20 protein-coding genes and 2 pseudogenes are annotated in these 22,162 nt (G+C 69.8%); 10 read left to right on the top strand and 12 right to left on the bottom strand.

Features of this window, described 5'->3' with window-relative positions:
- Nucleotides 1–184: 184 nt before the first annotated feature.
- Nucleotides 185–631, bottom strand: coding sequence for a GNAT family N-acetyltransferase (locus ACFV6E_RS41020; protein ID WP_385169474.1), 447 nt, complete (start codon nt 629–631; stop codon nt 185–187).
- Nucleotides 632–716: 85 nt separating this feature from the next.
- On the opposite strand from ACFV6E_RS41020, the pseudogene ACFV6E_RS41015 reads away from it, so the two are divergent.
- Nucleotides 717–1,238: pseudogene (locus ACFV6E_RS41015) on the top strand (MFS transporter); the annotation flags it as partial.
- 266 nt (nt 1,239–1,504) lie between these two features.
- On the opposite strand, the gene ACFV6E_RS41010 reads toward ACFV6E_RS41015, so the two are convergent.
- The 4 genes from ACFV6E_RS41010 to ACFV6E_RS40995 all read right to left on the bottom strand — a co-directional run bounded on the left by ACFV6E_RS41010 (nt 1,505) and on the right by ACFV6E_RS40995 (nt 5,080).
- Nucleotides 1,505–2,233, bottom strand: coding sequence for an ANTAR domain-containing protein (locus ACFV6E_RS41010; protein ID WP_385468784.1), 729 nt, complete (start codon nt 2,231–2,233; stop codon nt 1,505–1,507).
- A 287-nt stretch (nt 2,234–2,520) separates the two neighbouring features.
- Nucleotides 2,521–2,886 (bottom strand): STAS domain-containing protein, encoded by a 366-nt coding sequence (locus tag ACFV6E_RS41005; protein WP_385468781.1) that lies wholly within the window; start codon nt 2,884–2,886, stop codon nt 2,521–2,523.
- Nucleotides 2,887–3,330: 444 nt separating this feature from the next.
- A complete protein-coding gene (locus ACFV6E_RS41000) occupies nt 3,331–3,732 on the bottom strand; it encodes an STAS domain-containing protein (RefSeq protein ID WP_385169463.1) in 402 nt (133 codons plus the stop codon).
- A 622-nt stretch (nt 3,733–4,354) separates the two neighbouring features.
- Complete coding sequence (locus ACFV6E_RS40995) at nt 4,355–5,080, bottom strand: ANTAR domain-containing protein (RefSeq protein ID WP_385169461.1); 726 nt, start codon at nt 5,078–5,080, stop codon at nt 4,355–4,357.
- 142 nt (nt 5,081–5,222) lie between these two features.
- Here ACFV6E_RS40995 and ACFV6E_RS40990 point away from each other — a divergent pair, with 142 nt between their 5' ends.
- Together ACFV6E_RS40990 and ACFV6E_RS40985 are read left to right on the top strand one after the other, a co-directional pair.
- Nucleotides 5,223–5,570, top strand: coding sequence for a helix-turn-helix transcriptional regulator (locus ACFV6E_RS40990; RefSeq protein WP_385169458.1), 348 nt, complete (start codon nt 5,223–5,225; stop codon nt 5,568–5,570).
- Between the two features lie 291 nt (nt 5,571–5,861).
- Nucleotides 5,862–6,395 (top strand): GNAT family N-acetyltransferase, encoded by a 534-nt coding sequence (locus ACFV6E_RS40985; protein WP_385169455.1) that lies wholly within the window; start codon nt 5,862–5,864, stop codon nt 6,393–6,395.
- A gap of 310 nt (nt 6,396–6,705) precedes the next feature.
- Here the strand turns inward: ACFV6E_RS40985 and ACFV6E_RS40980 are convergent, their stop codons facing one another.
- The gene (locus ACFV6E_RS40980) at nt 6,706–7,887 is read right to left on the bottom strand and encodes a serine hydrolase domain-containing protein (protein ID WP_385468778.1); all 1,182 of its coding nucleotides are present in this window, start codon (nt 7,885–7,887) and stop codon (nt 6,706–6,708) included.
- Nucleotides 7,888–8,711: 824 nt separating this feature from the next.
- Nucleotides 8,712–10,139 (bottom strand): NAD(P)/FAD-dependent oxidoreductase, encoded by a 1,428-nt coding sequence (locus ACFV6E_RS40975; RefSeq protein WP_385468775.1) that lies wholly within the window; start codon nt 10,137–10,139, stop codon nt 8,712–8,714.
- A 74-nt stretch (nt 10,140–10,213) separates the two neighbouring features.
- Here ACFV6E_RS40975 and ACFV6E_RS40970 point away from each other — a divergent pair, with 74 nt between their 5' ends.
- On the top strand, nt 10,214–11,440 hold the full coding sequence (locus ACFV6E_RS40970; protein ID WP_385468773.1) for a glutamate--cysteine ligase: 1,227 nt from the start codon (nt 10,214–10,216) through the stop codon (nt 11,438–11,440).
- A gap of 158 nt (nt 11,441–11,598) precedes the next feature.
- Here the strand turns inward: ACFV6E_RS40970 and ACFV6E_RS40965 are convergent, their stop codons facing one another.
- On the bottom strand, nt 11,599–12,150 hold the full coding sequence (locus ACFV6E_RS40965; protein ID WP_385468770.1) for a YciI family protein: 552 nt from the start codon (nt 12,148–12,150) through the stop codon (nt 11,599–11,601).
- A 180-nt stretch (nt 12,151–12,330) separates the two neighbouring features.
- On the opposite strand from ACFV6E_RS40965, the gene ACFV6E_RS40960 reads away from it, so the two are divergent.
- A complete protein-coding gene (locus ACFV6E_RS40960; RefSeq protein WP_385468767.1) occupies nt 12,331–12,813 on the top strand; it encodes a hypothetical protein in 483 nt (160 codons plus the stop codon).
- 179 nt (nt 12,814–12,992) lie between these two features.
- A complete protein-coding gene (locus ACFV6E_RS40955; protein ID WP_385169439.1) occupies nt 12,993–13,454 on the top strand; it encodes an SUKH-4 family immunity protein in 462 nt (153 codons plus the stop codon).
- Nucleotides 13,455–13,573: 119 nt separating this feature from the next.
- Here ACFV6E_RS40955 and ACFV6E_RS40950 read toward each other — a convergent pair.
- A pseudogene (locus tag ACFV6E_RS40950) lies at nt 13,574–13,817 on the bottom strand (transposase); the annotation flags it as partial.
- A gap of 64 nt (nt 13,818–13,881) precedes the next feature.
- Between ACFV6E_RS40950 and ACFV6E_RS40945 the strand changes: the two are divergent.
- Together ACFV6E_RS40945 and ACFV6E_RS40940 are read left to right on the top strand one after the other, a co-directional pair.
- Entirely contained in the window at nt 13,882–14,250 is a 369-nt protein-coding gene (locus ACFV6E_RS40945; protein ID WP_385468765.1) for an NUDIX hydrolase, read from the top strand.
- A 270-nt stretch (nt 14,251–14,520) separates the two neighbouring features.
- Nucleotides 14,521–15,159 carry a hypothetical protein gene (locus tag ACFV6E_RS40940; protein WP_385468762.1) on the top strand — a complete coding sequence of 213 codons (639 nt, stop codon included), beginning with the start codon at nt 14,521–14,523 and terminating at the stop codon, nt 15,157–15,159.
- 243 nt (nt 15,160–15,402) lie between these two features.
- Here ACFV6E_RS40940 and ACFV6E_RS40935 read toward each other — a convergent pair whose 3' ends face one another.
- The 3 genes from ACFV6E_RS40935 to ACFV6E_RS40925 all read right to left on the bottom strand — a co-directional run bounded on the left by ACFV6E_RS40935 (nt 15,403) and on the right by ACFV6E_RS40925 (nt 17,809).
- Nucleotides 15,403–15,612: a nucleoside triphosphate pyrophosphohydrolase gene (locus ACFV6E_RS40935; protein ID WP_385468787.1), complete on the bottom strand. Its 210-nt coding sequence runs from the start codon at nt 15,610–15,612 to the stop codon at nt 15,403–15,405.
- 398 nt (nt 15,613–16,010) lie between these two features.
- On the bottom strand, nt 16,011–16,499 hold the full coding sequence (locus tag ACFV6E_RS40930) for a DUF4396 domain-containing protein (RefSeq protein ID WP_385468759.1): 489 nt from the start codon (nt 16,497–16,499) through the stop codon (nt 16,011–16,013).
- A 176-nt stretch (nt 16,500–16,675) separates the two neighbouring features.
- Nucleotides 16,676–17,809, bottom strand: a complete 1,134-nt coding sequence (locus tag ACFV6E_RS40925; RefSeq protein WP_385169427.1) for a sensor histidine kinase — start codon at nt 17,807–17,809, stop codon at nt 16,676–16,678.
- Between the two features lie 718 nt (nt 17,810–18,527).
- Here ACFV6E_RS40925 and ACFV6E_RS40920 point away from each other — a divergent pair.
- Nucleotides 18,528–21,062 carry a Pls/PosA family non-ribosomal peptide synthetase gene (locus ACFV6E_RS40920; protein ID WP_385468756.1) on the top strand — a complete coding sequence of 845 codons (2,535 nt, stop codon included), beginning with the start codon at nt 18,528–18,530 and terminating at the stop codon, nt 21,060–21,062.
- A 171-nt stretch (nt 21,063–21,233) separates the two neighbouring features.
- Complete coding sequence (locus tag ACFV6E_RS40915; protein ID WP_385468753.1) at nt 21,234–22,070, top strand: hypothetical protein; 837 nt, start codon at nt 21,234–21,236, stop codon at nt 22,068–22,070.
- Nucleotides 22,071–22,162 lie beyond the last annotated feature (92 nt).

The following is a 22,162-nucleotide window of genomic DNA, read 5'->3' as shown; positions in this document are numbered from 1 at the left end:
CCACCGCGCGGTCGCCACCCGCTACGACAAACTCGCCGTCCGCTACGAGGCAACCGTGCTGGTCGCGGCCATCAACGAGTGGCTATGAGCGGCACGTTGAAAACACTCCCTAAAGGCGAAGCAACGAAAGCCGAGCGTCCCGGACAGTCGCCGACTGTCCGGGCTGGTCCGGGCCTTGTCCGGATTACTTGCCGGACAGGTCGGGGCGGTTCCTGGGCAGGCCGAAGCCTGCCATCCCCTTCTCTTCGTACGACAGGAAGCCCAGGCTCCTGTAGAACGCATGGTTGCGCTTGCCTTCTGGTGACGACTCATGGTCCGTGGACAGGAGGAAGAATCGGCAGTGGGAGTAGCGCCGCATCAGGTGCTCGACCAGCGTCCGGCCGACGCCCTGCCTTTGGTACGCCGGATTCACCACGACGTCCTGGACGTAACAGATGTGCTCGTCATCGGAGATGGTCCGGGCCAGTCCGAGGAGCGCCCCTCTTCCATCCCGTGCCGTGAGGACAAGGTGAGAATTCATGAGCCCCCGACAGAGCTTGTCGACGTCGCTGGTGTAGCCCTCCCAGCCGACCGAGTCGTAGAGGTTCAGCACCTCCGCAGGATCGAAGACGCCCTCCTCTGCTATGAACATGTCGATCCCCTATGCGGCGGCGCCATTTCTCGTCGTCAACTCGACACCACAGGCGTGAGACACGTCAAGATCGACCACTGCCGGGCTGATCGTCGCCGCGTCCCTCGCCCAGGCCGCCGCGTTCGGCTATCTGCCCTTCTGCACCGTCCGGCTGCAGCAGGTCCTCCGCAACGGCCCGGTCGACGCCGGTCTGTACGGCGCCCTGCCGATGGCCGCTGCCTCCCTGGTCGTCGGCGCGGCAGCCGGCCGGTTCCTGCAGAGGATCGCCCCGCGCTGGACCGTCGGCCTCGGCCTGCTCCTGATCGCCGCTGGTGACCTGCTGCAGGCCCGGATCTGTGCGGACAGCACCGGCGCGATCCTGATCCCCGGACTGATCGTGGCCGGTATCGGCGTCGGCTGCGTGCTGCCCTCGAATGCCTCGGCGGTGCTGGCCGAGGTGGAACGCGAGCGCAGCGGGATGGCCGACAGTGCGCTCAACACGTTCCGCCAACTCGGGCTCGCGCTCGGCGTCGCCGTCTTCGGGACCGTCTTCACCGACCGGATCGCCGACGGGCACGGCTCACCGGCGGGGTTCGCCGACGGGCTGAACGCGACCGTGCTGGCCGCCTCCGGAACCGCCCTGGCCGCCGGAATCCTGGTACTGGTCCTTCTCCGCAAGCACGCCGCCGCGCCGACTCGCGGCACATGTCCCGGAAGGGGCACAGGTCCCGGAAGGGGCACAACCTTCGGTCCGTCGATAGAGAGGGCTCCTCCCCGGGTGCGGTCCGGCGAAACAAGGCGACAGGCCGTGCTGGTGCGTCACCGGGGAGCCGCCCGCCTCAGCCGGGACACCGACCCGCAGCGCGCCCAGCCGGACCGCAGGGTGCAGGAAGGTCAGCGCGTGGTGTCGAGTCCGGCCGGGATGTCGCCCTCGATGACGTGGCGGGCCAGGTCGGTGAGTTTGTGCTGCCGGGAGCGGGCGTGCGCGCGCAGCCGGTGGAAGGCGTCCTCCATGTCGGTGCCGAGCCGGCAGGCCAGCACGCCCTTGGCCTGCTCGATGACGATGCGCGAGTGCAGGGCGCTCTCCAGCTGACAGATGGTCTCGTCCCGGGCTCTGAGGCTGTGGTGGTAGTGCAGGCCGATTGCGGCGGCATCGGCCAGCATCTGGGCCCGTTGCAGGCCAGCGGGCTGAAGAGCGCCGGGCCCGGCGTGCAGCAGGTTCAGGGCGCCCCGGATGCGCTTGCCGGTGCGCAGCGGCACGGCAGCCGCGCTGGTGTAGCCGGCGGCTGCCGCCCGGGGGGCGAAGCGGGGCCAGCGCTCGGGCGCGGGGCCGTGCGGGAGCAGTGCGCGCGGGTGCAGCGTGCCGGCGGTGCGGGTGCTGTCCACACCGGGGCCCTCGCCGAGATGGTGTTGGTCCTGCTCCAGGCGGGCGCATACGTCGTCGGAGGCGGTCAGGTGGTCGAGGCGGCCGGCTGCGTCGAGGACGGTGACGCCGGCCGAGCGGACGCCCAGGAGCCGCACCGCGTATGTCGTCAGGTCGTGCAGCATGTCCCGGGGATCGCTTTCGGCCGGACGGGAGCTGAGGTCGAGCACGGCCTGGGCGAGCGAAACATCGTGCGGCACGGCGACCTTCCTTTCAGTTGTGTCGCGTCGCCCCTCCGGAAGCGCGGCGAGCGGAGATCGGGCGCACCGGCGCACCGGGTCCCGGCTGGAGCTCGCACTGCGGACGCGTCTTCGGGGCGACGGGATGCACGGCCCACAGCGGCCGCCGTCGACCGGCGCGGCCGGTGCCAGCCGCCTCGTGACCGCCGACGGCAAGGCCCGGGCCCGGGCAAGCCCGTCTCTTCACCCGGGAGCAGGCGAGCCCGGCAGGGGGCGTACGACAGGCCGGTGGCCGGTCCGGCCCTCCGTCATGCCGTCGGCGCGACCATCCGTGCGGGCGCGCAGTCCTCGCTCAGGTGCAGGCCCGGTATCTCGTGCCAGCCGCGGGCCGCGAAGCGTGCTGCGAGGCGGAGCTCCGGGCGGGCACGCAGGGTCAGGTGCAGGGAGGACGGCAGGTCACGGGCGGCGTCGACGAGGGTCTCCAGTGCGCTGTGGGAGAGGTAGTCGATGCCGGTGAGGTCGACGGTCACATCCTTGTGCTGTCCGCGGCAGCGGATCAGGGCCCGGGTCAGAGGGACGGCGTGGGCACCGGTGACCTGGCCGAAGAGCCGGATGCCCGGGGCGTGCCCCAGGGGCGTGATGATCATCAGGTCGTCGATGAAGTAGTCGGACACGGCCCAACTCCTGGGGTGCACTCAGCGGGGTCTGGGGAGAGCGTGCCCTCGCAAGTACCCCGGTATCGCGTCTCCATGCCGTTCTCTGGGCAGGTCCTGCGACAGGGAGTCGACCGTCCGGGGGCTGGAATCCGTTCGACCACCGATGAGTGCCCGATCCGCACCGGCAGCAACACGATGCGGACGGCCTCACCGCGAACAGGCGACCAAGGCCGCCCGCGTACACAACCGTCCCGGACGACGGCGCCGCCGGGCTCCACCGGTTTACGAGCACCGGCAACCGGCACAACCCCCGCGTCTGGGAGCCGGCGCGCGGCCACGACCAGCTCGCAGGCGTGACGGCTCACATGCGAAACCCTCGCGGACGGCGGGTCGTGCCGGAGAACGGTGCGGCGTCCGCCTGTCGTGGTGCCGCAGTTCTGCCAATCGGCGGGGCCGCGTCTGTCAGGCGGAGCGGACGCGATCGAGTAGCTCGGTCAAGCAGGTGCCCTCTTTCTCGGCCAGGTCGGCCGGGCGCCAGGTGCGGCCGTCCCGGGCCAGGTAGCGCACTGCGGCAGCCCGGCCGGGCAGGGTGCGCAGCACACATCCGCTTCCGGTGCGTTCGATGAGCCGGCGCACGGCCGCAGTGGGGGCGACCAGGAGCAGTTCCCCGCCGGCCGAGCGCAGGCGCACGGCCTTGCGGACGAGGATGGCCAGGGTGTCGATGTTCAGCCGTTCCGCCGACGACATGTCGATGATCACGGTGGGGACGGTGGCGTGGCGGCGGATCATGGCGGCCAGGCATTCGACGGTGTCCCATGCCCCGTCGGGCAGCAGGAGCAGGTGGTACTTCGCAGGTCGGGGCACAGCGATAGGGCTCTTCCGTGAACGGGTCCGGGCGACCCGGAGCTGGCGGCCCCGGTGGTTCAACGCGCTGACCGTGCCAGGCAGATACCCACCTGGCAGTGGCCGCACCCTGCCATCCGTACGGGATTCGCCGGCACCGTCCACTCGAACGCGATTCCTGCCACACGCGGCCGCTTCGGACGATGCTGATGCCACGTGGCGATCACTGTGGGCGCGAAGCGTCCGGTCGGCGTCTGGGCAGGGGACCCGGCCTTCTTGGGGGGCGGAAGCACGACCGGGGCACACGAGAGGCCACCGCGCGCCGCGGCCGAGTGGCTCCGAGGGTACGGCTTCGGCGGTGCGTCAACCGGACCCGGTCGGCCGGCGAGGCTTCGGCGCAGCGCCCGGGCTCGAGGCGCACGGCCGGCGCATCCGGATGCGTACGGGCTTTGGTGCCCTGCTCACCGCCTTGGGTTCGACAGGGCGGAAGTCGGTGGCTACCGCTTGGTGGAGATGGTGCCGCTCAGCCGGAGACCGGGCGGCCGGGCCGTCCACTGGGCGTGCAGCACCGTGGCTGACGGGACAGGTGTGCGCATGGGGTACTGCTCCCAAGTCTGGGGAGCCAGTGGCGCGGGACAGGCTGTCAGCCCTGTACGGGCTCGTCCGGCGGGGGTGCCGGCTCGGCGTTCGCCTTGACGACTGCGGTGGCCAGTTGTTCGCGGACGGCCGGGGGAAGTGCGACTCCCTGCGCGGCGTTCACGACTTCTCCGGCCAGGCGGTGCAGCTTGGTGTTGGCGTTCTGCGAGGCGGTGACAAGGACGTCCCAGGCCCGGTCGGGGCTCAGGCCGAAGGAGGCCATCAGAATGCCGCGGGCCAAATCGATGGTCGGCCGGGTGCGGATGGCCCGCTGGAGCTGGGCGATGACCGCGTGCGGGTCCTGGTCGGTGCTGTACGCGAGGCCTGGCCCCTGACCGGCCGACTGGGGTTTGCCCCTGCCGTTGGAGGGCGTGAACAGGCTCCGGGTGCCGGTCAGTTCAAGATGCCGGTCGACGGCGGGACTGCCGGCGCAGATGGTGACGGTCTTGCCCTCATCCAGCGCGCGCCGCCGCAGATCCAGCAGGAGACACAGACCGGCGGTATCGCACGACGTCACCGCGCTCAGGTCCAGATCGACGCCCCCGGCCGCGGCCTCCAAGGCCCGGCGGACGATTGCGGGAAGCTGACGGCCGTCGCCGCTGAGGCCGGTGAACACCCTGACCCTGACCCGCTCGCCGCCTGCATCGACGTCGAGAACGGCGGCTGACGGCGGGGCCGATGATGCGCCGCGCTCCCGTGACGGGGGCTGCTCAGAGTACGCACGCTCCGGCATGACCCCACTCCCCTTTGCTCCCTGATGTGCCCGGGCTTGTGTCCTCAGGCTGCCCGCCCGAGGACACACCGGTCAAGTTATACAGGAAATCGATTGCAGTCTTTTGGACGCATGCAACCGTCTGCATCTATGGTGGGGAGCTATGGACGGAGCACCTGCGCCACACGTCGGATGGACGTTCCTCACCAATCACGCACGCGTGCTGGCTGCCATCGCCGACGATCCACACGTGCGTATCCGCGACCTCGCCGCGCACTGCCGGCTCACCGAACGCGCCGTCCACAACATCATCAGCGACCTCGAACAAGAGGGCTACCTCTCCCACACCCGCGAAGGACGCAGCAACACCTACCGGATCGCCCCCAGCAAGGTGCTGCGTCACCCGGCCGAGTCCAACTTGCCCGTGGCCCGTCTGCTCTTCCTGCTCGCCGAGAACGAAGCCGCACACACCAGCCGCCCCGACACCAGCCGAACCCGCAGCGACCCCTGAACGACCAGGCGCACACCGCGAAACGAGCGCCCCATACCGTCGCAGACCACCTCGACCACCGTCTCTCGGGGCTTCGCCACCGTCCACGGCGCATACGTGGGCCGCGCGTACTACAAGGCGCGCCAGCGCATCAGCGACTGCGCGGGACCAATCCCTCAATGTCGGCGTGCTCCGGTCCGAGAGGACTCCCAAGCAATCCCGGCTGTCCCGCCCGTCAAGCGGCCACGACCGGCGGGCCCGACGGCCCCTCCACGGCACGAGAGCACGTCCGCCCGTGAGATGGTCGCTGTCATGACAGTTGACGCACCGGACAGCGAGGTCATACTCGAGACCAGTCGCCTGCTGCTCAGGCCCTGGCGGGTGGCCGAGGCCGTCGTCCAGCGCGAGCTGTGGACCGAACGCGACCCACGCGTGCCGCCGCACCGCCGACTCGACGAGGCCGGTCACCCCACGCTCGCGGAGCTCGAGGACTCCATCCGCACCGACCGGCTGTGGTCGACCGGACTGCTGGCGGTCGAACGCAAAGCCTCGCATGACGTCATCGGCTACTGCGGGCTCGTCGACAACGGGCGAGGACCGGCAGGAGAACCGGAACTGGCCTTCGAGCTGCTACGCCGGGTTCAGCGTCAGGGGTACGCGACCGAGGCCTCGCTGGCGGTCCTGGACTGGGCGAAATCGTCCGGCCACCAACGTCTGTGGGCCACGGTCTGGGACTGGAACACCGCTTCCCGCCGCGTGCTGGCCAAGATCGGGTTCACCGAGACCGACCGGAGAATAGTGGACGCGGCCTACGGAACCACCCTGTTCACCACCAGACGCCTCTGACACACCGGCATCCGGCCCAGCGGATGGCTTCCAGCCCTCGCGAGGGGGCCGGCTCCGGCCCGGAACGTCACCACGGTCGCCCGTGGGCTGCACGACCGCGCCGGCCGTCCCCCACCACCCCCGCGCGAACCGACCCGCCAACTCCTCGACTCGGCCGCACACTTCGTCCGCCCGCCGGAACAGGGGCCACGGCCTCCGGCTTCTGCACTTCCCCGACCAGCGAGCTCGTCACCCCCGGAACCGACCCGCAGACACAGGCAGCAAGGGGACGGCACGCGGCGACCACGGACGGGCCGGGGGTCCTCCCCGCTCACCGGATGCTGGAGCCCGCGGCACACAGCGCGTGGTCGATCAGGGTACTGGCCGCACTCTCCTGCTCCAGGACGTGCTCCATGGTGTCGCCGCGGGCCTCGGACATGGAGACCACGGCGCTGCGTCTGCCGTCGCCGGTGACGCCGTTGAGGGTGATGTAGCCGCCGTCTCCGCCCTCATGGCCCCAGTAGACTCCCCCGCAGCTCAAAGGGCGCTGGACCAGGCCGAGTCCGTAGCGCCCGCCGGGCCACAGCAGCTGGACGTCCGCGCTCACCGCAACTGTCTGCTTCATCTTCGCCAGCTGCCGCGCCGGCAGCAGACGGCCCTGAAGCAGCGCACGGAACAAGCGGTTCTCGTCCCGCGTGGTCGTCACCCAGGAAAGGTTGTCGTGGTCCACCGGGATCCGGTCGGTGACATCCACCCGCAAGCCGGGGCCGAAGAACTCGTAGGCCCGGGCGTGGGGCCGGGGAAGGGTCGGCGAGGCGCCCATCCACCGGGTTTCGTCGAGGCCGAGCGGGCCCAGGATGCGGTTTTCGATCTCCCGGTGCGCGGGATGACCGGTGACCTGCTGGATGATCATGGCGAGCAGGACGTAACCGGTGTTGGAGTACGACCAGTCGCTGCCGGGCGGGAAGTCCGGCGGGTGGGCCAGGGCGAGGTCGACCAGCTGCCCGGCATCCCAGACACGAAAGCGCTGCTCGTAGTACTCCTGCGGGGAGGTGTATCCGGGCAGAGCGTCATAGAGGCCACTGGTGTGCCGCAGCAATTGGCGCAGCGTGATCCGGCGGCCGTCATTGCCGTTGCCCCGCACCACCCCCGGCAGCCAGTCCTCGACCGTGTCGCCCAACGACAGCCGCCCCTCGGCCTCCAACTGCAGAACCACGGTGGCGATCAGCGTCTTCGACGTACTGGCCATCCGGAAGTAGCCGAGGGAAGAAACCGGACGGCCGGTGTCCAGGTCGGCACTGCCGCTGGTGGCGATCCACTGCCGGCCGTCCGGCCCGACCACCCGGGCCTGCACGCCGCTGATGCCCAGAGCGTGCAGCGCGGCAGCGTCCCGGCGCAACCGCTCCGCCGCAGAGGGACCGGCGGGCCCGGCAACGGCGGGAGCCACCTCGGCAGTCAGCAGCGCAGCGACAGCCAGCGCCAGGGCCAGGCGCCTACGCAGAGTTGAGATCATGGCCCGACGCTAGTTTCCGCCCCCGACCCGGCGCGCTCCGGCACACCCCCCAACCGGACCACGGGAAAACCCCCGCCTCGTGCACGCACCCCCTACGACGAAACCCGTTCACAGGCCGCGCTGCGCGCTGAACACACCGGCACCGTCGGCAAGTCGGCGCGGGCCGACGGCATCGCACTGGCGTGTGTGGACCCTGGACTACCTGGGTGCTTTCCTGTCGGCCATAGGGCCACCGGGAGACGGTCCAGCCACGTGCGCAGGCCTGCGGGAGCCGGGCACGGTGAAGTGGCGGGAGCGCACGGGCATACACCATGAACAGGCACTTCTCGGGTTGCTGTCGTCACCAGCGTCATGACCACCAGGATGACGAAGAGCCCGGGGGTGAGGATTCCGACCGGCATTCCCGCTTGGAGCACGGCGATTTCCGTCAGGCCCCGGGTGTTCATCAGAGCCGCGAAGCGCAGCGCCGTTCCGGTCGGCAGATGTGCGGCGCGCGCCCCGGCGCCCGGATGCCGTTGACAGGACGGGCACGAGTATCAGGCCGATAGCCATTTCGCCGATCACTGGCGGCTGGCCAACCAGTGCTGCCGCCTGCCGGGCCAGGTGGGCGGCGACCGGTACGGCGGCCGGCGCCATCGCGGTCTGCAACACATTCGCCATGTCAGCGCATCCTTGACAGGTACTTCATCCTGCGTGATGCCACAGCGGTGTCGAAGAGCGATGCCGCCGTGCGTAGATCGGTCACAACTTCCGGTCACACGTGGGCCGACCGTGCTCGCGCCGACAGTCCTCGGGACGGAGAGGGCGCTGAGGTACGGGGTGTGTCATCGGGACTTCGGCGAGTGGGGTGGGTCCGGTGCCGGGTCGGACACGCGTCGTAGCCGAGGGTGCGGGTCGAGGTTCAGGTAGTAGCCCGCCGTTGCCTGATCCGGATGTGTGGGCAAGGGCATCATGTGGCTGGTCCCGTGCCCGCCCAGACCGCGGTCGGGATGACCGGGGAGCGGCTGTGCGAGTCTTTGGTGGAGCCGGCCGACCGCGTCGTGCTGAAGGTCGTGGAGGTCGTCGACGCCGGTGATGATGTTGAGGAAGGATTCATGGAGGCGCAGGTCTTCCTGGTCCCGGTGGCTGAGGGACTGAGCTTTACGGAAGTAGGAGTCGCGGCCGTCGTGGATCCGGTAGAAGGCGCTGACCAGGATCAGTAGCCGCTCATAGGCGCGGCGGTAGGCGGTTTGGTAGAAGCGGTGGGCGTCGCCTTCCTGGACTTCGCCGTCCAACAGGCCGGCGATCGCCGCGGCGCTGAGGGTGGCGCTGTACATGGCCAGGTGCACCCCGGTGGACAGCAGAGGGTCGAGGAAGCAGGCGGCGTCTCCGGCGAGGAAGTAACCGGGGCCACTGAAGCCTTCACAGACGTAGGAATAGTCGCTTTCGACCTTCAGGTCCGAGGCGAGATGGGCTACTTGCAGTGTCCGGGCGAGCAGGGGGCACTGGGCGAGGGCCCGGCGGTAGAGGGCTTCGACGGAACCCGTACGCCGACGTGCCTCATTGAAGGAGTGTTTGTCGGTGACCAGGCCCACGCTGAGGGTGCCGTCATGCAAAGGGATGGCCCAGAACCAGCCGTGTTCCGGCAGGGAGAAGACACCGATCGCGCCTTGGGGAGCTTGCGGCAGGGGTGGAGCTCCTCGCCAGTAGCCCCACGCCGCCACGTTGCGGAACACATCGTGGAAGCGGCGACTGCGGAACTGGCGGGCGCCCAGCACACCAGCTCGTCCAGAGGCATCGATGACGTGTTGAAATGCTGTTTCTCCGTGGTGTCCGTCATCGGTGGACCAGGTGGCCGTGGCGGCCCGGCCGTCCTTCAGGGCGATGCGCCGCACGCTGACCCCCTCGCGCACGTCGGCACCCTGTCGTCGCGCGTGCTGGAGGAGGAGGTGGTCGAACTGGGAACGGACGACCTGGAAGCTGTAGGTGGCCGGTCTGCCGGGTTCATCGAAGCCCAGCGACCATTCCTGCCCTCCCCACCCGTAGAAGGCGCCGGTCTTGCGGACGAAGCCGTGCTGTTCCACGACATCCCTGGCGCCCATCGCGTCCAGCAGCGGCAGCAGGGAAGGCAGAAGGGATTCACCCACGTGGTAGCGCGGGAAGCGATCTTTCTCCAGGAGGGTCACCTGGAATCCCTGGCGGGCCAGCATCGCGGCACTCGTCGAGCCCGCTGGGCCGCCGCCGACGACAAGGACCTGGGTTTTCTCCGGCACTGAGCCCCCTGACAGGTTGAGAGGCGATCGGCTTGAGACTCCGACCCATCACCTTAAGTGACACACTTGACACCATGGGTAGTCAAGAGGGGGCGCGCAGTTCCGCCCGGCCCGCGGCGGTCACCGGTGGCAATCGACAGCGGGCCGCGGTCACCGTGGGGGTGGAAGAAGAATTCCTGCTGGTGGACCCAGTCTCCCGACAACTGAGCACACGAGCCGACAAGGTCGTGGCGCAGGCCGCCCGGGAACTCGGCGACCGGGTCACCACCGAGCTCACCCGGTATCAGATCGAGGTCCGCACCGACCCGCACACCAGTCTCGCCGATCTCGGTGACCAGCTCCGCGCAACACGCGACACCGTCACACGCGCCGCAGCCCGGTTCAACCTGCGCATCATTTCCAGCGGCACCCCCATTCTGGGCCAGCACACCTTCCTGCCGCTGAGTCCCGGACCCCGCTACGCCCTCAGCGCCGCCACGTTCCGCGCCCTGGATCACGAGCAGAGCGCCTGCGCCTGCCACGTTCACGTCGGCGTATCCGACCTGCCCACAGCATTGCAGGTGAGCAACCACCTGCGTCCCTGGCTGCCCGCGCTCATCGCCCTGACCGCCAACTCGCCCTACTGGGCGGCCCAGGACACCGGCTACGCCAGTTGGCGCACCATGACCTGGTGCCGCTGGCCGGTAGCAGGCCCACCCCCTTACTTCGAGTCCCCCACCCACTTCGAGGACCTGCTCGACAGCCTGACCACCAGCGAAACCCTTCTGGACCGCGGCGGCCTCTACTGGGACATCCGCCCCTCCCACCACGTTCCAACCCTCGAGATCCGTATCGCTGATGCCACCCCCACCGTGCACGACACCCTGCTGCTCGCCGGCACCGTCCAAGGTATGGCTACTCGGGCCCTGGAAGCCGTGCGTGCCTCCCAGCCCGCCCTGCGCCCGCAGCCTGAATTGCTGCGAGCCGCATACTGGCGCGCCGCCCGCGACGGCCTGACCGGCAAGAGCCTCAACCTCCGCACCAACCGCCTCGAACCGGCCGCAGCACAACTCGACCGCCTCTGGGTCACCGCACTGCCCGCCCTCGACACCTCGGACGAACCCGGCCTCGCACTCCTTCGCACCGCGCGAGCCCGCCTGCGAACCGACGGAAACGGCGCCGACCGCCAGCGAACGGCCTACCGCCGACGGCACAGACTCACCGACGTCGTCGACCATCTGATCGAGAGCGTCACCGCGACCGACGCCCCACACCACACGTCAGGACTCTCAAGATCAGCGGCTCGTCCAAGAAGGCCGTAGGCGTTGATCGTCCAGTTCGGGTTCCAGTTGAGCAGGACGATCTGACGCGGGAGGCGGTGGCCGGCGCGGCCGTACATCTGATGCCTGAGGGATTCGGTCTTCGTGTCGGCGCCTCCGGTGCGGCCGTGGCTTCAGCGGCTGTGCCGCGGACATCCCGACTATGACGGACGCCCTCCGAACTGCCAGTTGTGCACCTCGATGTCGGCGTACCGGCCCGGGGTCAGGATGGCGCGTGCCGTGTCCGGGTCCGGCGCCCGGAGCAACGCTGCTGTGCCCAGCCAGGCGGCGCCGTCGTCGGACAGCAGCGGCCCATAGGCCATCAGCTCGTTTCGGTCCGGCGGCACCGCGAGGTCTGCGGCTCGTCCTGTGCCCAGGCCGAGAACCAGGTACCGATTGCCGCCAGTACGGCCGCCGGGGAAGTCCCACATGGTGCGTCCCAGCGTGTTCCGCCACCGTCGCAGCAGCACGTCCCGGTAGACGCCGGCCTGGTAGTTCGGCTCGTCGAAGGCGAACACGCGGGCGGCGGCAGGATCGGGCAGGTCGACGATGTGCACGCTGCCGGTGGGCGTATCGCCGTCCTCGGCCAAGGTCGGCCCCCGGGCGATCAACTCCTTCGCGTAACGGTCCATATAGGACCAGTGCTCTTCCGACAGTTCGTAGCGCAGCGGCAGGGAGCCGGGCCGATCGCGGTGGAAACACAGAAACTCCATGCCCGAAGGATGTCTTCAAGGAGGTGAGCGAGTCGAGCGGGTTTCAGCCGGGGCTCCTCCCCCGCGCGGGCTGCCGACCCGAGCACCGCAGGCCCGTCGCATGAGCGTGAAGGGCAGTCAGAAGATGGCCCCGAGCAGTCTCAACGACAGTGCCCGCCACATCTCGTAACGAAGGCAGACATGACCGCGTCCCCCGCATCCCCCGCCCAGCGCACGACGTTCAGCTTCGCACCGCCGGTGGACGACGCCGCCGCCTGGGCTCTGGAACCGGACGACTTCGCCAACCGGCTGCTGCAGGCGTTCCCGGACGCCGAAACCTGGAGCGAGGGCGCCGCCGGACCGCTGTCGCGAGGCGGGCTCGGGCTCGGGCTCGGATTCGAGCTGCCGCTGGACGGCGGAGACCGGTTGGAGGGACTGGTGTCCAATCCCTTCCCAGAGGTCGGCGTTGTCATGGCGGTCCACGCCACTGCCCGCGAGGCAGCCGTCCTCGCCCGGTGGCTCAGGGATCACTACGCTCCCTCGCCGGATCTCGTGCATTTCACCAGCGAATGGGCATTGGAGAGGGACTTCACTCAGTACGGTTGCGTTCCGGCAACCGGCGGTCTGTCCGACATCGCCCGTGTCTTGCAGGCACATCTCGACGAAGTAGCCGACTGCGCCTGATCGGCCTGCACGGCCACCCGGGCTCCCACGTCTTTTTCGAAGGGCACCACCGCGTTGCAGCGGCACCCGACCGGCCGGCTCCCCCTTCCGAGACCGCGACAACCACGTTCACGGCCGCTTTCGGCACCGTCTTCGCCCCGGTTCGGAGAAGCGTTGGCGGGACGGGCTATGTTCTCGGCATGAATGACGCCGAAGTCGCCTCGCTCCTGGCCGGATGCGCTCACTGCCCGTACCCCGGGGCGTGGCAGGACTCCCCCTTCGCGATACGCACGGTCGGCGGTTCGCGGTATGCCCTGGTCGCGATCGACCCAGGACTGAGCTCGCTCGCTCTACGGCGCGACGACGGCTCACTGTGGTGTCTTCCGGAAGACGGTGCTCCCCGGCTGTTGAACTCCAGCGTTGAGGCGTTCGTCGCCTTCGATCGCGCTTACGAACAAGCCGCCGCCGAGGCTGCCGCGTACGAGGGGCCCGGCGACGATCTGGACGAGGACGAGGCTGTGGACCTGGCCGAGCAAGCCGCCGACGCGCTCACTGACACGTTGCTGGAACGATTCCGGTTGCTCGACGCCGCGGCCGTCACGGACGAGAACTCCTTCTGGCACATCGCTGCTGAGGAGCTGGGTTACGGCATGAGTGTGTGACCACGCACGATATCGAGACAGGCTGCTTGGTACTCCGGCTTCAGGTCGTGATCTTCATGTCTCGGTGCGGCTTGCCGGCGGTGGTGACTGGTGTGTGATCGCGCCTGGCGGCAGCGACGCTTGGTCGCGAAGACGGCCTGCCCGCCGAGTCCGGCCGCCCGGCAGCGGTCCGGCACGCGCGTCCGGGAGCGTGAGAGGACCAGCTCTTGGCCCACTGCCGCGTGCGCTGCGTACCCCAGCGCAGACGAGTTGGACCGCAACCTGGACACTCCCGATCCGCCCAGCCGTTCGGTGTACCCACTGGCCCTGACCGTATGAGCGCCGGCCCTTCTTCACATCGCCGGTTTCGTCGACAACCAAGACCGTTGCAGTCCGCCCGCGGAGGCCCGGGACACCGGCGGACCGGCCATCACGTACGGTCTGCGGCATGACAGCAGAAGAGGTGAGGGCCCCGAAACCCCGGGTGCAGCTGGTCATCGGCATCGTCCGCCGAGACGACGAGATCCTGCTCGTGCGGGAGAGTCTCGGCACCGACGGCGAGATGCTCTGGTCGCTGCCCGGCGGCGGGGTCGAGGACGGCGAGCTCCTGCACGAAGCTCTCCGGCGCGAACTGCGGGAGGAGACCGGACTGCTGGTCGGCGACCCGGTGCGCACGGCGTTCCTCATGCACATCGACTCCGAGACCCACCCCTCGGCATTGGCCGCCGCCTTCGAGATCGACGAGTGGACAGGGGATCTCACGCCACAGGACGACGACATCGAACAAGCCGCCTTCTCCCCCTGCTCGACGCCCTGAAGCTGCTCGGCGAACTGGACAGCGCAACGCAGCGGGAGCCCATCGTCGGCTATCTGACCGGGGCCGCCGCGCCGGGGACCACCTGGCTCTACCGCAACCGGGGTACAAAGGAAACGCTCGTCGCCCGCTGGTGACGCCAGAGCGGCCACCACATGAACACCACGGTCCCCAGTTGGAGTTGTCGCCGTGGAGCCCCGCGAGGCGGCACGATGAGCGGCGGTGCGCACTGCAGTGAACGGGGCCGCGGACAACGGGGGGAGGCGGGGGACGATGTACCGAGTGGTGCACTACCACCTGATGTGGGCTGTCGTGTCGGCGATCGGTGCGGTGGCCTCGCTGGTGGCGGTGGAAGCCGTCCGCGGCTTCGACGCGACCCTCCGCCTGCCCCCGACCAACTGTATCTACTTGGGGAGTTGGGCCCTGGTGGGCGGGCTGCACGCCTTCTTCCCCGGCCCGCTGGTCGGCTCGCGCGCCGAGGCCAAGCGCGCGCGGCCGCTGGTTGCGGGAACGGCGCTGCCGGCGACGCGGACGTCCCTCGCGCGGGCGGCCGTGTGGGGGTACCTGCCGTTGCCGATCGTCTTCGGGTTCGTGCTCGGTTTCTTCTTCGGGGCCGGCATGGCACCCTTCCTCGCCTGCGCGATGGTGCCAGAGAGTCTGCTGACGGCGCTGCGCCTGGCCGTCCGCGAAAGACGCACCGGGCGGGTGTTCTGGTGCGGCGTGGCGACCCGCGAGGAAGCGGACGAGCAACCCTGCGAGGTACCCGCTGAGCAACCCGCCGAAGTCCTCGACACGGACGGCGAGGACCGCGCCAGATCCCGGAGCAAGGAAGGCACCCGGCATCCCCTGTGGTGGTCACAGCGGCCCTCCCCGGCAACGGGCCCACTTCCCGCACGGCGCGGATCCCACTAGGCATTGCCGGCCACGAGATTGTGTACAGCGCGTCCCTGGCAACACGTTCGGTCCGAGGCAACGCCGGTCCGCGTTACCCGGTGTCGTGGTGCGCAGGACGAATCCGTGATGTGAAGCCCGTACCGCCCAGCGGTCCCAGCCGTCTGCATCCTGGTGCACGAAGCTGCGTGCCAGCCAACACCCCAGCCGCGTAAGCAGGTGCGCACGAAGGCGCGTACCGACCGGCCGCCGGCACGGCTGCGGTCAGCGGTTGCCCGTCCAGACGATCCGGCCGTCGAAGCCGCCCCGCTCGCTCGCCGTGGCCTCACGAAGCCACTCCAGCTGATCCGCCTCGACCCCCAGGTCCGCGGCAAGCACGCGCACGACCTCCAGCACGTCCGCGAGTTCCTCCAGCACCGCGCCCTCGTCCGCCTCGAGGAACTCGGCGACCTCCTCGCCGAGCTTGTCCCTCAGCCGGACGGATGGGATGGGCGGTCCGCATGGCGAGGTGCGAGGCGAATTCCCTAGGCTGCGGCGGCATGAAGGGGCGGCGACCGCCTCGCGATGGCAGGTGGGGGACAGTACGGGTGGCGCCCTACGGCACAGAGGAGCCCCAGCGGTCCCCGCGGCGGAAGCGGGCAGTGGGCTCGACCACCGCAGGCAGCAGCCTCGTACGGAACTGGTGCGAGCTCATCGCCGGGCGGCCGACCACTCGGCCCACCGTCGGTACCACCGTGTGTGGAGGCCGGTGGCGCGACTGCGTCACCGACGCCGCTCGCAACGATGCCGCCCAGGCCGGGGGACGTTCGCCGAACCCACTGCCCACCCTGCGGCGCGCACTGCGTCCGTAGCCACCGTTGCCGCCCTGCCCCTCAATGGAAAGCGTGCACGACGGCGTGGCCCTTGCCGCGGCCGATCATCCACCGGTTCACCGGAGTGGTCAGTACGAAGGCCAGAGCCAGGGACAGTGCGAGCGAGACCCAGAACAGGACCTGGGACAGGCCCGCGTCCATGGCGCCGGGCACCCCGACCATGACGGTGTTGTCGATCAGCTCCATCACGGCGATGGACACCGTGTCCGCGGCCAGGGCGACCTTCACCGCCCGGCGCACCGGTAGCCCCGCGCGCAGCACGCCCCGCATGGTCAGCGCGTAACCGAAGACGAAGGCCAGCGCGATGGAAAGGAGGACGGTGGCGGCGTTGTGCAGGCCGGCGGCGGTGCCGATCACCATGCCGAGGACTTCGCCGATGGCACAGCCCGTCAGGCAGTGCAACGTCGCCTGCGCTGCCGTACGCCAGGAAGTATCGCGGGCATGGTGCGCGTGTGGCGCCTGCTGGTGCTGATGCGCGCTGTGGTTCATCGTGTCGGCCTCCTCGCCGGATCGGATCACCTCACCCTCACTAACAATATACCCCCCGGGGGTACTTCCGAATGCTGGAGAGCCAATGTGGACACCTCGGAGCCTGGGAGTTCCCCGGAGCCGGGCCCGCGGGCGGCGTACCGTTCACCGGCTGCCCCGGGATTCGGCCCGGTGCGCTACATGTCGCCGGCCGGTAGCTCCAGGCGGAGTTCATAGCCGCCGTCGGCCGTCGGTCCGGTGGTGATGGTGCCGCCCAGGAGCGCGGCGCGCTGGCGCAGGCCGATCAGGCCGTGATGGGCGGAGGGCAGCGGGAGTACGGCCCGGGTGGGAGCCGTGTTGGTGACGGTGGTGTTGAGTGTGCCGTCGCGATGGTCGATGCGGACGGTCGCGGTGGCGCCGGGGGCGTGCTTGCGGACGTTGGTCAGCGCTTCCTGCACGGTGCGGTAGACGGCGCGCTGGAGGGCGGGCAGGAGTCCCTCGGGCAGGCCGGTCTCCAGGTCGGTCGTCAGATCGGTCTCCAGCGCGGTCTCGATGCCGCTGGTGCTGATCAGCTGGTGGAGGTCGGCCAGGGAGGGCTGGGGGGTGAGTTCAGTGGGGCGGCTGTCGGAGGCGCGTAGGACGCCCACCATGTGCCGCAATTCCTCCAGGGTCTGCACGCTGAGCCGACGGATCGTTTCTCCGGTCGCTCTCGCGTCGGCGTCCGAACTGCCGACCTGAAGGGCTCCGGCCTGTACGGCGATGAGGCTGACCTGGTGGGAGACGACGTCGTGCATCTCCCGGGCGAGCTGCGCGCGTTCTCTGGCCAGCACGGCCTGCGTGGTCAGAGCCTGTTCGTGCTCCCGTGCCCGGGAGATCTCGGCGAGGCGCAGGGTGAGTTCGCGCCGGGCCTGGACGAGCTGGCCCAGGAACACGGGGGCGGTGGCCGTGGCCACGGTGTAGGTGAGGTGGATCAGACTGTGCGCCTCGGTGAGTTCGCCGCTGTCCACCTGTGTCCACGGCCAGGGCATGAAGTCGCTGACCGCGAACACCACGGCGCAGCCGGCGAGCAGGACGCGGCGGCGGCTGAGCGAGGCGAGGGTGTACAGCGCGGCCATGGTGGCGAACGCCGCGTCGCCGACCAGGGCGGCGGGGAGGGTGAGCACGAAGGTCAGCATCGGCCGGTGGCGGCGCAGGACCAGCGCCAGGGCGGCGAAGAGACCGCAGGCGAAACGGTAGCGGTCCTCTCCGCTGTCGTTCGCCCACAGGTCCAGCAGCGCGGCAACGACCAGGAGCGCGTCCAGTGCCGCCGCGGAGAGGCGTCCGCTCTTCATCGGTCCGCTCCGGAATCGGCTCCCGCCGGATGCCTGAGCAGGCCCGCGCGTTCGTCGGCCCGTGCGGCTCGCACGGCCACCCCCCGTGGACCCGGCAGCCGGTGTGGTGCGGCCAGGACGGTCGGTCGGTCCGTCCACTTCCGGCATCCGGATGTCGAGCAGGACGACGTCGGGGCGGGTTCCCCGGCGGCCCGGACGGCCCGGGTGCAGGGAACCGCCGCCACGGCCCGGATGTCGTGCGCGGTGGTGAAGATGCGGGTGAGGCCGCCACGGATGAGGGTCTCGTCGCCATGGACGAGGGCCTCGTCGTCGGCCACCAGTACACGGATCACACGCGCTCCACTCGCCGAAGGTCCATCCTCTCGATGCGTACCACGCCGGCGTGGTGCCCGTCTGCGGGGTGCGGCTGGTCTCCGGCCGGATGCCGGAAGCGGTCCGGCCGGTCGACGGGTGGGTACCCCGGCCGGTCGGCCGGATGGCTTCGGCAGGGTGCAGGGTGGGCTGCGCCTACGGACCGGCGAAGGCTTACGGCATGAAGCCTGAGAGCCGTCTTCGCTGTCCCCGGCTCCGCCAGCTGTGGAGAACCACGGCCGCAGGCGTCGGGCAGGCGGCGGCCACCGCACCGGCGCCGTAGACCTGACGCGCTCTCCCTCCCCAGCGGCACCAGTCCTCCGACCACCGCTCCCCTACCTGTCAGCCATCCGCAAGGAGTCGATCCGTGAACCACACCGAGCACTCCGCGACCGTCGACGTGGCCGCACCCGTGTCCTCGGCGCGCGCACCCGCCTTGTCCTCCTCCGACCTCCTGAGCCGGCTGAGCGGGGTGCTGGACGAGGTGATCCCGGGCCGAAAGGCGTCGCCCGGCGCCCACTTCTTCGACGACCTGGGGGCCGACTCCCTGGTCATGGCACATTTCTGTGCCCGTGTCAGGAAGCAGCAGTACCTGCCGACAGTGTCGATGAAGGACATCTACCGCCATCCGACGCTGGACGGCCTGGCCCGCGCGCTCGCCGACACCGCGTCCGAGGAGATGCCGGCCTCCGCGCCGCCGGCGCCGGTCGACACCGTCGCCCCGTACCGGGCGAGCACCCGCAGCTATGTCGTCTGCGGCGCGCTTCAGCTCCTGTCCTTTCTCACCTACGCCTATGCCAGCGCGCTCGTCATCGCCTTCGGTTACGACTGGGTGGCCGCCGGATCGGGCGCGCTGAGCAGCTATCTGCGGGCGGTGACGTTCGGGAGCGCGCTCTTCGCCGGAGTGTGCGTGTTGCCGATCGTGGCCAAGTGGGTGCTGGTGGGCCGCTGGACACCACGGCGGATCCCGCTGTGGAGTCTCGCCTACTGGCGCTTCTGGCTGGTCCGGACGCTGGTGCAGCTCAATCCGCTCGTCCTGTTCGTCGGATCCCCGCTCTACACCCTGTACCTGAGGGCGCTCGGCGCGAAGATCGGCCGGGGCACCGCCGTGTTCTCCAAGCACCTTCCGGTCTGCACCGATCTGCTGACCATCGGCGACGGTACGGTCGTCCGCAAGGACGTCCTCTTCTCCTGCTACCGGGCACACGCCGGCTGGATCCAGACCGGTCCGGTCACCCTCGGCCACGACGTCTACGTCAGCGAGGCCACGGTCCTGGACATCCACACCGCCATGGGTGACGGAGCCCAGCTCGGCCACGCCTCCTCCCTCCATCCCGGCCAGACGGTGCCGGCCGGCGAGGTGTGGCACGGCTCCCCGGCGCAGCGCTGCGCGAGCGAGTACCGTACGGTGCCGCCCGCCCGCTGCACCACCGTCAACCGCGTCACCTACAGCCTGGGACAGGTGCTGGCCGTACTGACGGTGTACATGCCGCTGGCCGTGGGCGGCACCGCGCTGCTCACCGCGGAGATCCCCGAGCTCGCGACGGTCACGGACACCGAGACGCAGTCCGTGCTCAGTGGAGCGTTCTTCCTCAAGGCCCTGGCCGTGTCCTTCGTACTGTTCTCCGGCTCCCTGCTCGCCGGGCTGGCCCTGGTGACCACGCTGCCCCGGCTGCTGCACCTGCCGCTGAAGCCGGACACGACCTACCGGCTCTACGGCATGCACTACTCGCTGCACCGGGCGGTCGCGCGCCTGACCAACGCCAAGCCGCTGACCCGGCTGTTCGGCGACAGCTCCGCCATCGTGCACTACCTGCGCGCCATCGGCTGGCGCCTGGACGACGTGGAGCAGACCGGCTCGAACTTCGGCACCGACGTCAAACACGAGGACCCGTACCTGAGCGCCGCCGGCACCGGCACGATGGTCGCCGACGGCCTGTCGATGATGAACGCCGACTACTCCAGCTCCTCCTTCCGCCTCTCCCGCACCGTGATCGGCGAGCACAACTTCCTGGGCAACCAGGTGGCCTATCCGGCGCGCGGCCGGACCGGCGACAACGTCCTGCTGGCCACGAAGGTCATGGTGCCCGTCGACGGGCCGGTGCGGGAGAACACCGGGCTGCTGGGCTCGCCCAGCTTCGCGATCCCCCGGACCGTCGAGCGGGACGCCGCCTTCGACCATCTGCGCGACGGGCAGGAACTGCGTCGCCACCTCGCGGCCAAGAACCGGCACAACGCCGTCACCCTGCTCACCTTCCTGGGCGCCCGCTGGCTGCACCTCTTCGGTGTGCTGGCGCTGTTCTGGGCCGCGGCCGACCTGTACCCGCAACTCGGCGCGACGGCGATCGCCCTGGCCACGGTCGCCTCGCTGGTGTTCACCGCCGGCTTCACCGTCCTGGCCGAGCGGGCCGCCATCCGGTTCCGCAGGCAGCGGCCGCTGTACTGCTCGATCTACCACCCGGACTTCTGGCGGCACGAACGGTTCTGGAAGCACCAGGCGATCGAGCTGCGGCTGCTGAACGGCACCCCGTTCAAGAGCCTGTTCTGGCGCGCCGCGGGCGCACGCGTCGGGCGGCGGCTCTTCGACGACGGCGCCCGGATGCCCGAGCGCACCCTCGTCACCATCGGCGACGACTGCACCCTCAACCTCAGCAGCGTCGTCCAGTGCCACTCCCAGGAGGACGGCACCTTCAAGTCCGACCGCATCACCCTGGGCGCCGGCTGCACCCTGGGCGCCGGCGTCCTGGTCCACTACGGCTCCACCGTGGGCGACGCCGCCGTCCTGGCCGCCGACTCCTTCCTCATGAAGGGCACCGACGTCCCCTGTGGCACCCACTGGGCCGGCAACCCCGCACACGAGCGGACCGTGCGCCCGGCGGCCACCGCCACCGTCTCGGCCTGACAGCCCGTCACCGGCTCGCCGGCGGGGGGACGTCCCGCCGGCGGCCGCCGGCGCCACCTCCGCCATCCGCGGCAGGCGAATTCCCCCTGTGCTGTGGTCGGGCGGAACGGGTGAGCGACGGGTGTCACAGGCGGCTTGGTGGGGGCGACAGGGTCTCGTATGGTCGCGAGCATGGTGATCACGACTGGTGACTCGCGCAGGCTCGGAGTCCCCGAGGCAGAGGCGAGGCTGCGGTTCGAAGCGGAGCCCCAGGAGTCGGGGACCGGGGCGAAACGGAGGCTGCTCGTACTCGATGGCGAACCCGCCTTCGAGCTCAGCTTCTGGTGCGGAACATGTCCGTTCCTCTTCCAGCGACTCGAGAAGGCCGCACAGACGTTGTCATTGGCGGATCTGCAGGAGCACCTCGCCGGTCAGATCTTGGACTTGGACAACCGTGTCCTTGATGCGTTCGGCTCGCTGCTGCCCGAAGGCGCTTACCTTCCTTGGCTGCTCCGTATCGAGCCGCGCCTGGTGGTTCCGGGGCAGGAAGGCGACTACTTCAGCCGCGAGCAGGTGGCCACCTGGGGGCTCAACGGGTTCTGGGGACTTCCGGAGTATCCGCACACGCCGTACTACCGCACGTTCGAGACTGTGGTGGATGACGCCGCGCACCTCTACGAGTTCGTCGTGCCCATGGTTCCACCGGCGTGGAACGACCGGGACCGGGTGGAGGAGTACAGCGAGCTGATGGGGCGGGGAACGGTGCCGACGGCCGTGGCGGTGTCGACCCTGGACGTGTGCCAGCCCGCGCTGGACCACCTGTCGACCGACTACTACCAGCACTGGGGGCTGACGCATTTCCTGCTGGACGGCCACCACAAGCTGGAAGCCGCGGCATCGGCGGGGTGTCCCGTGCAGCTCTTGTCCCTCCTGGCCCTGGACGCGGGTCTGGCCGAGGCGTCCGACCAGCACCGGTTGCCGGCCCTGCGCTCACAGCCCTGCCGGAGTCGGGGATCCCGGCGGAATTAGGGTCTGTTTTCAAAGATGATCAGGGTCGTGTCATGATCACTTGCCATGGCTCGTGGGGATCTGACGGAAGCGCAGTGGTCGGCGTTGGAGCC

Origin of the sequence: Streptomyces sp. NPDC059785 (genome assembly GCF_042732375.1) — a bacterium.
GTDB lineage: Bacteria > Actinomycetota > Actinomycetes > Streptomycetales > Streptomycetaceae > Streptomyces.
Note: the sequence above shows the minus strand (reverse complement) of the source record. Positions and strands in the feature narration are given on the sequence as shown.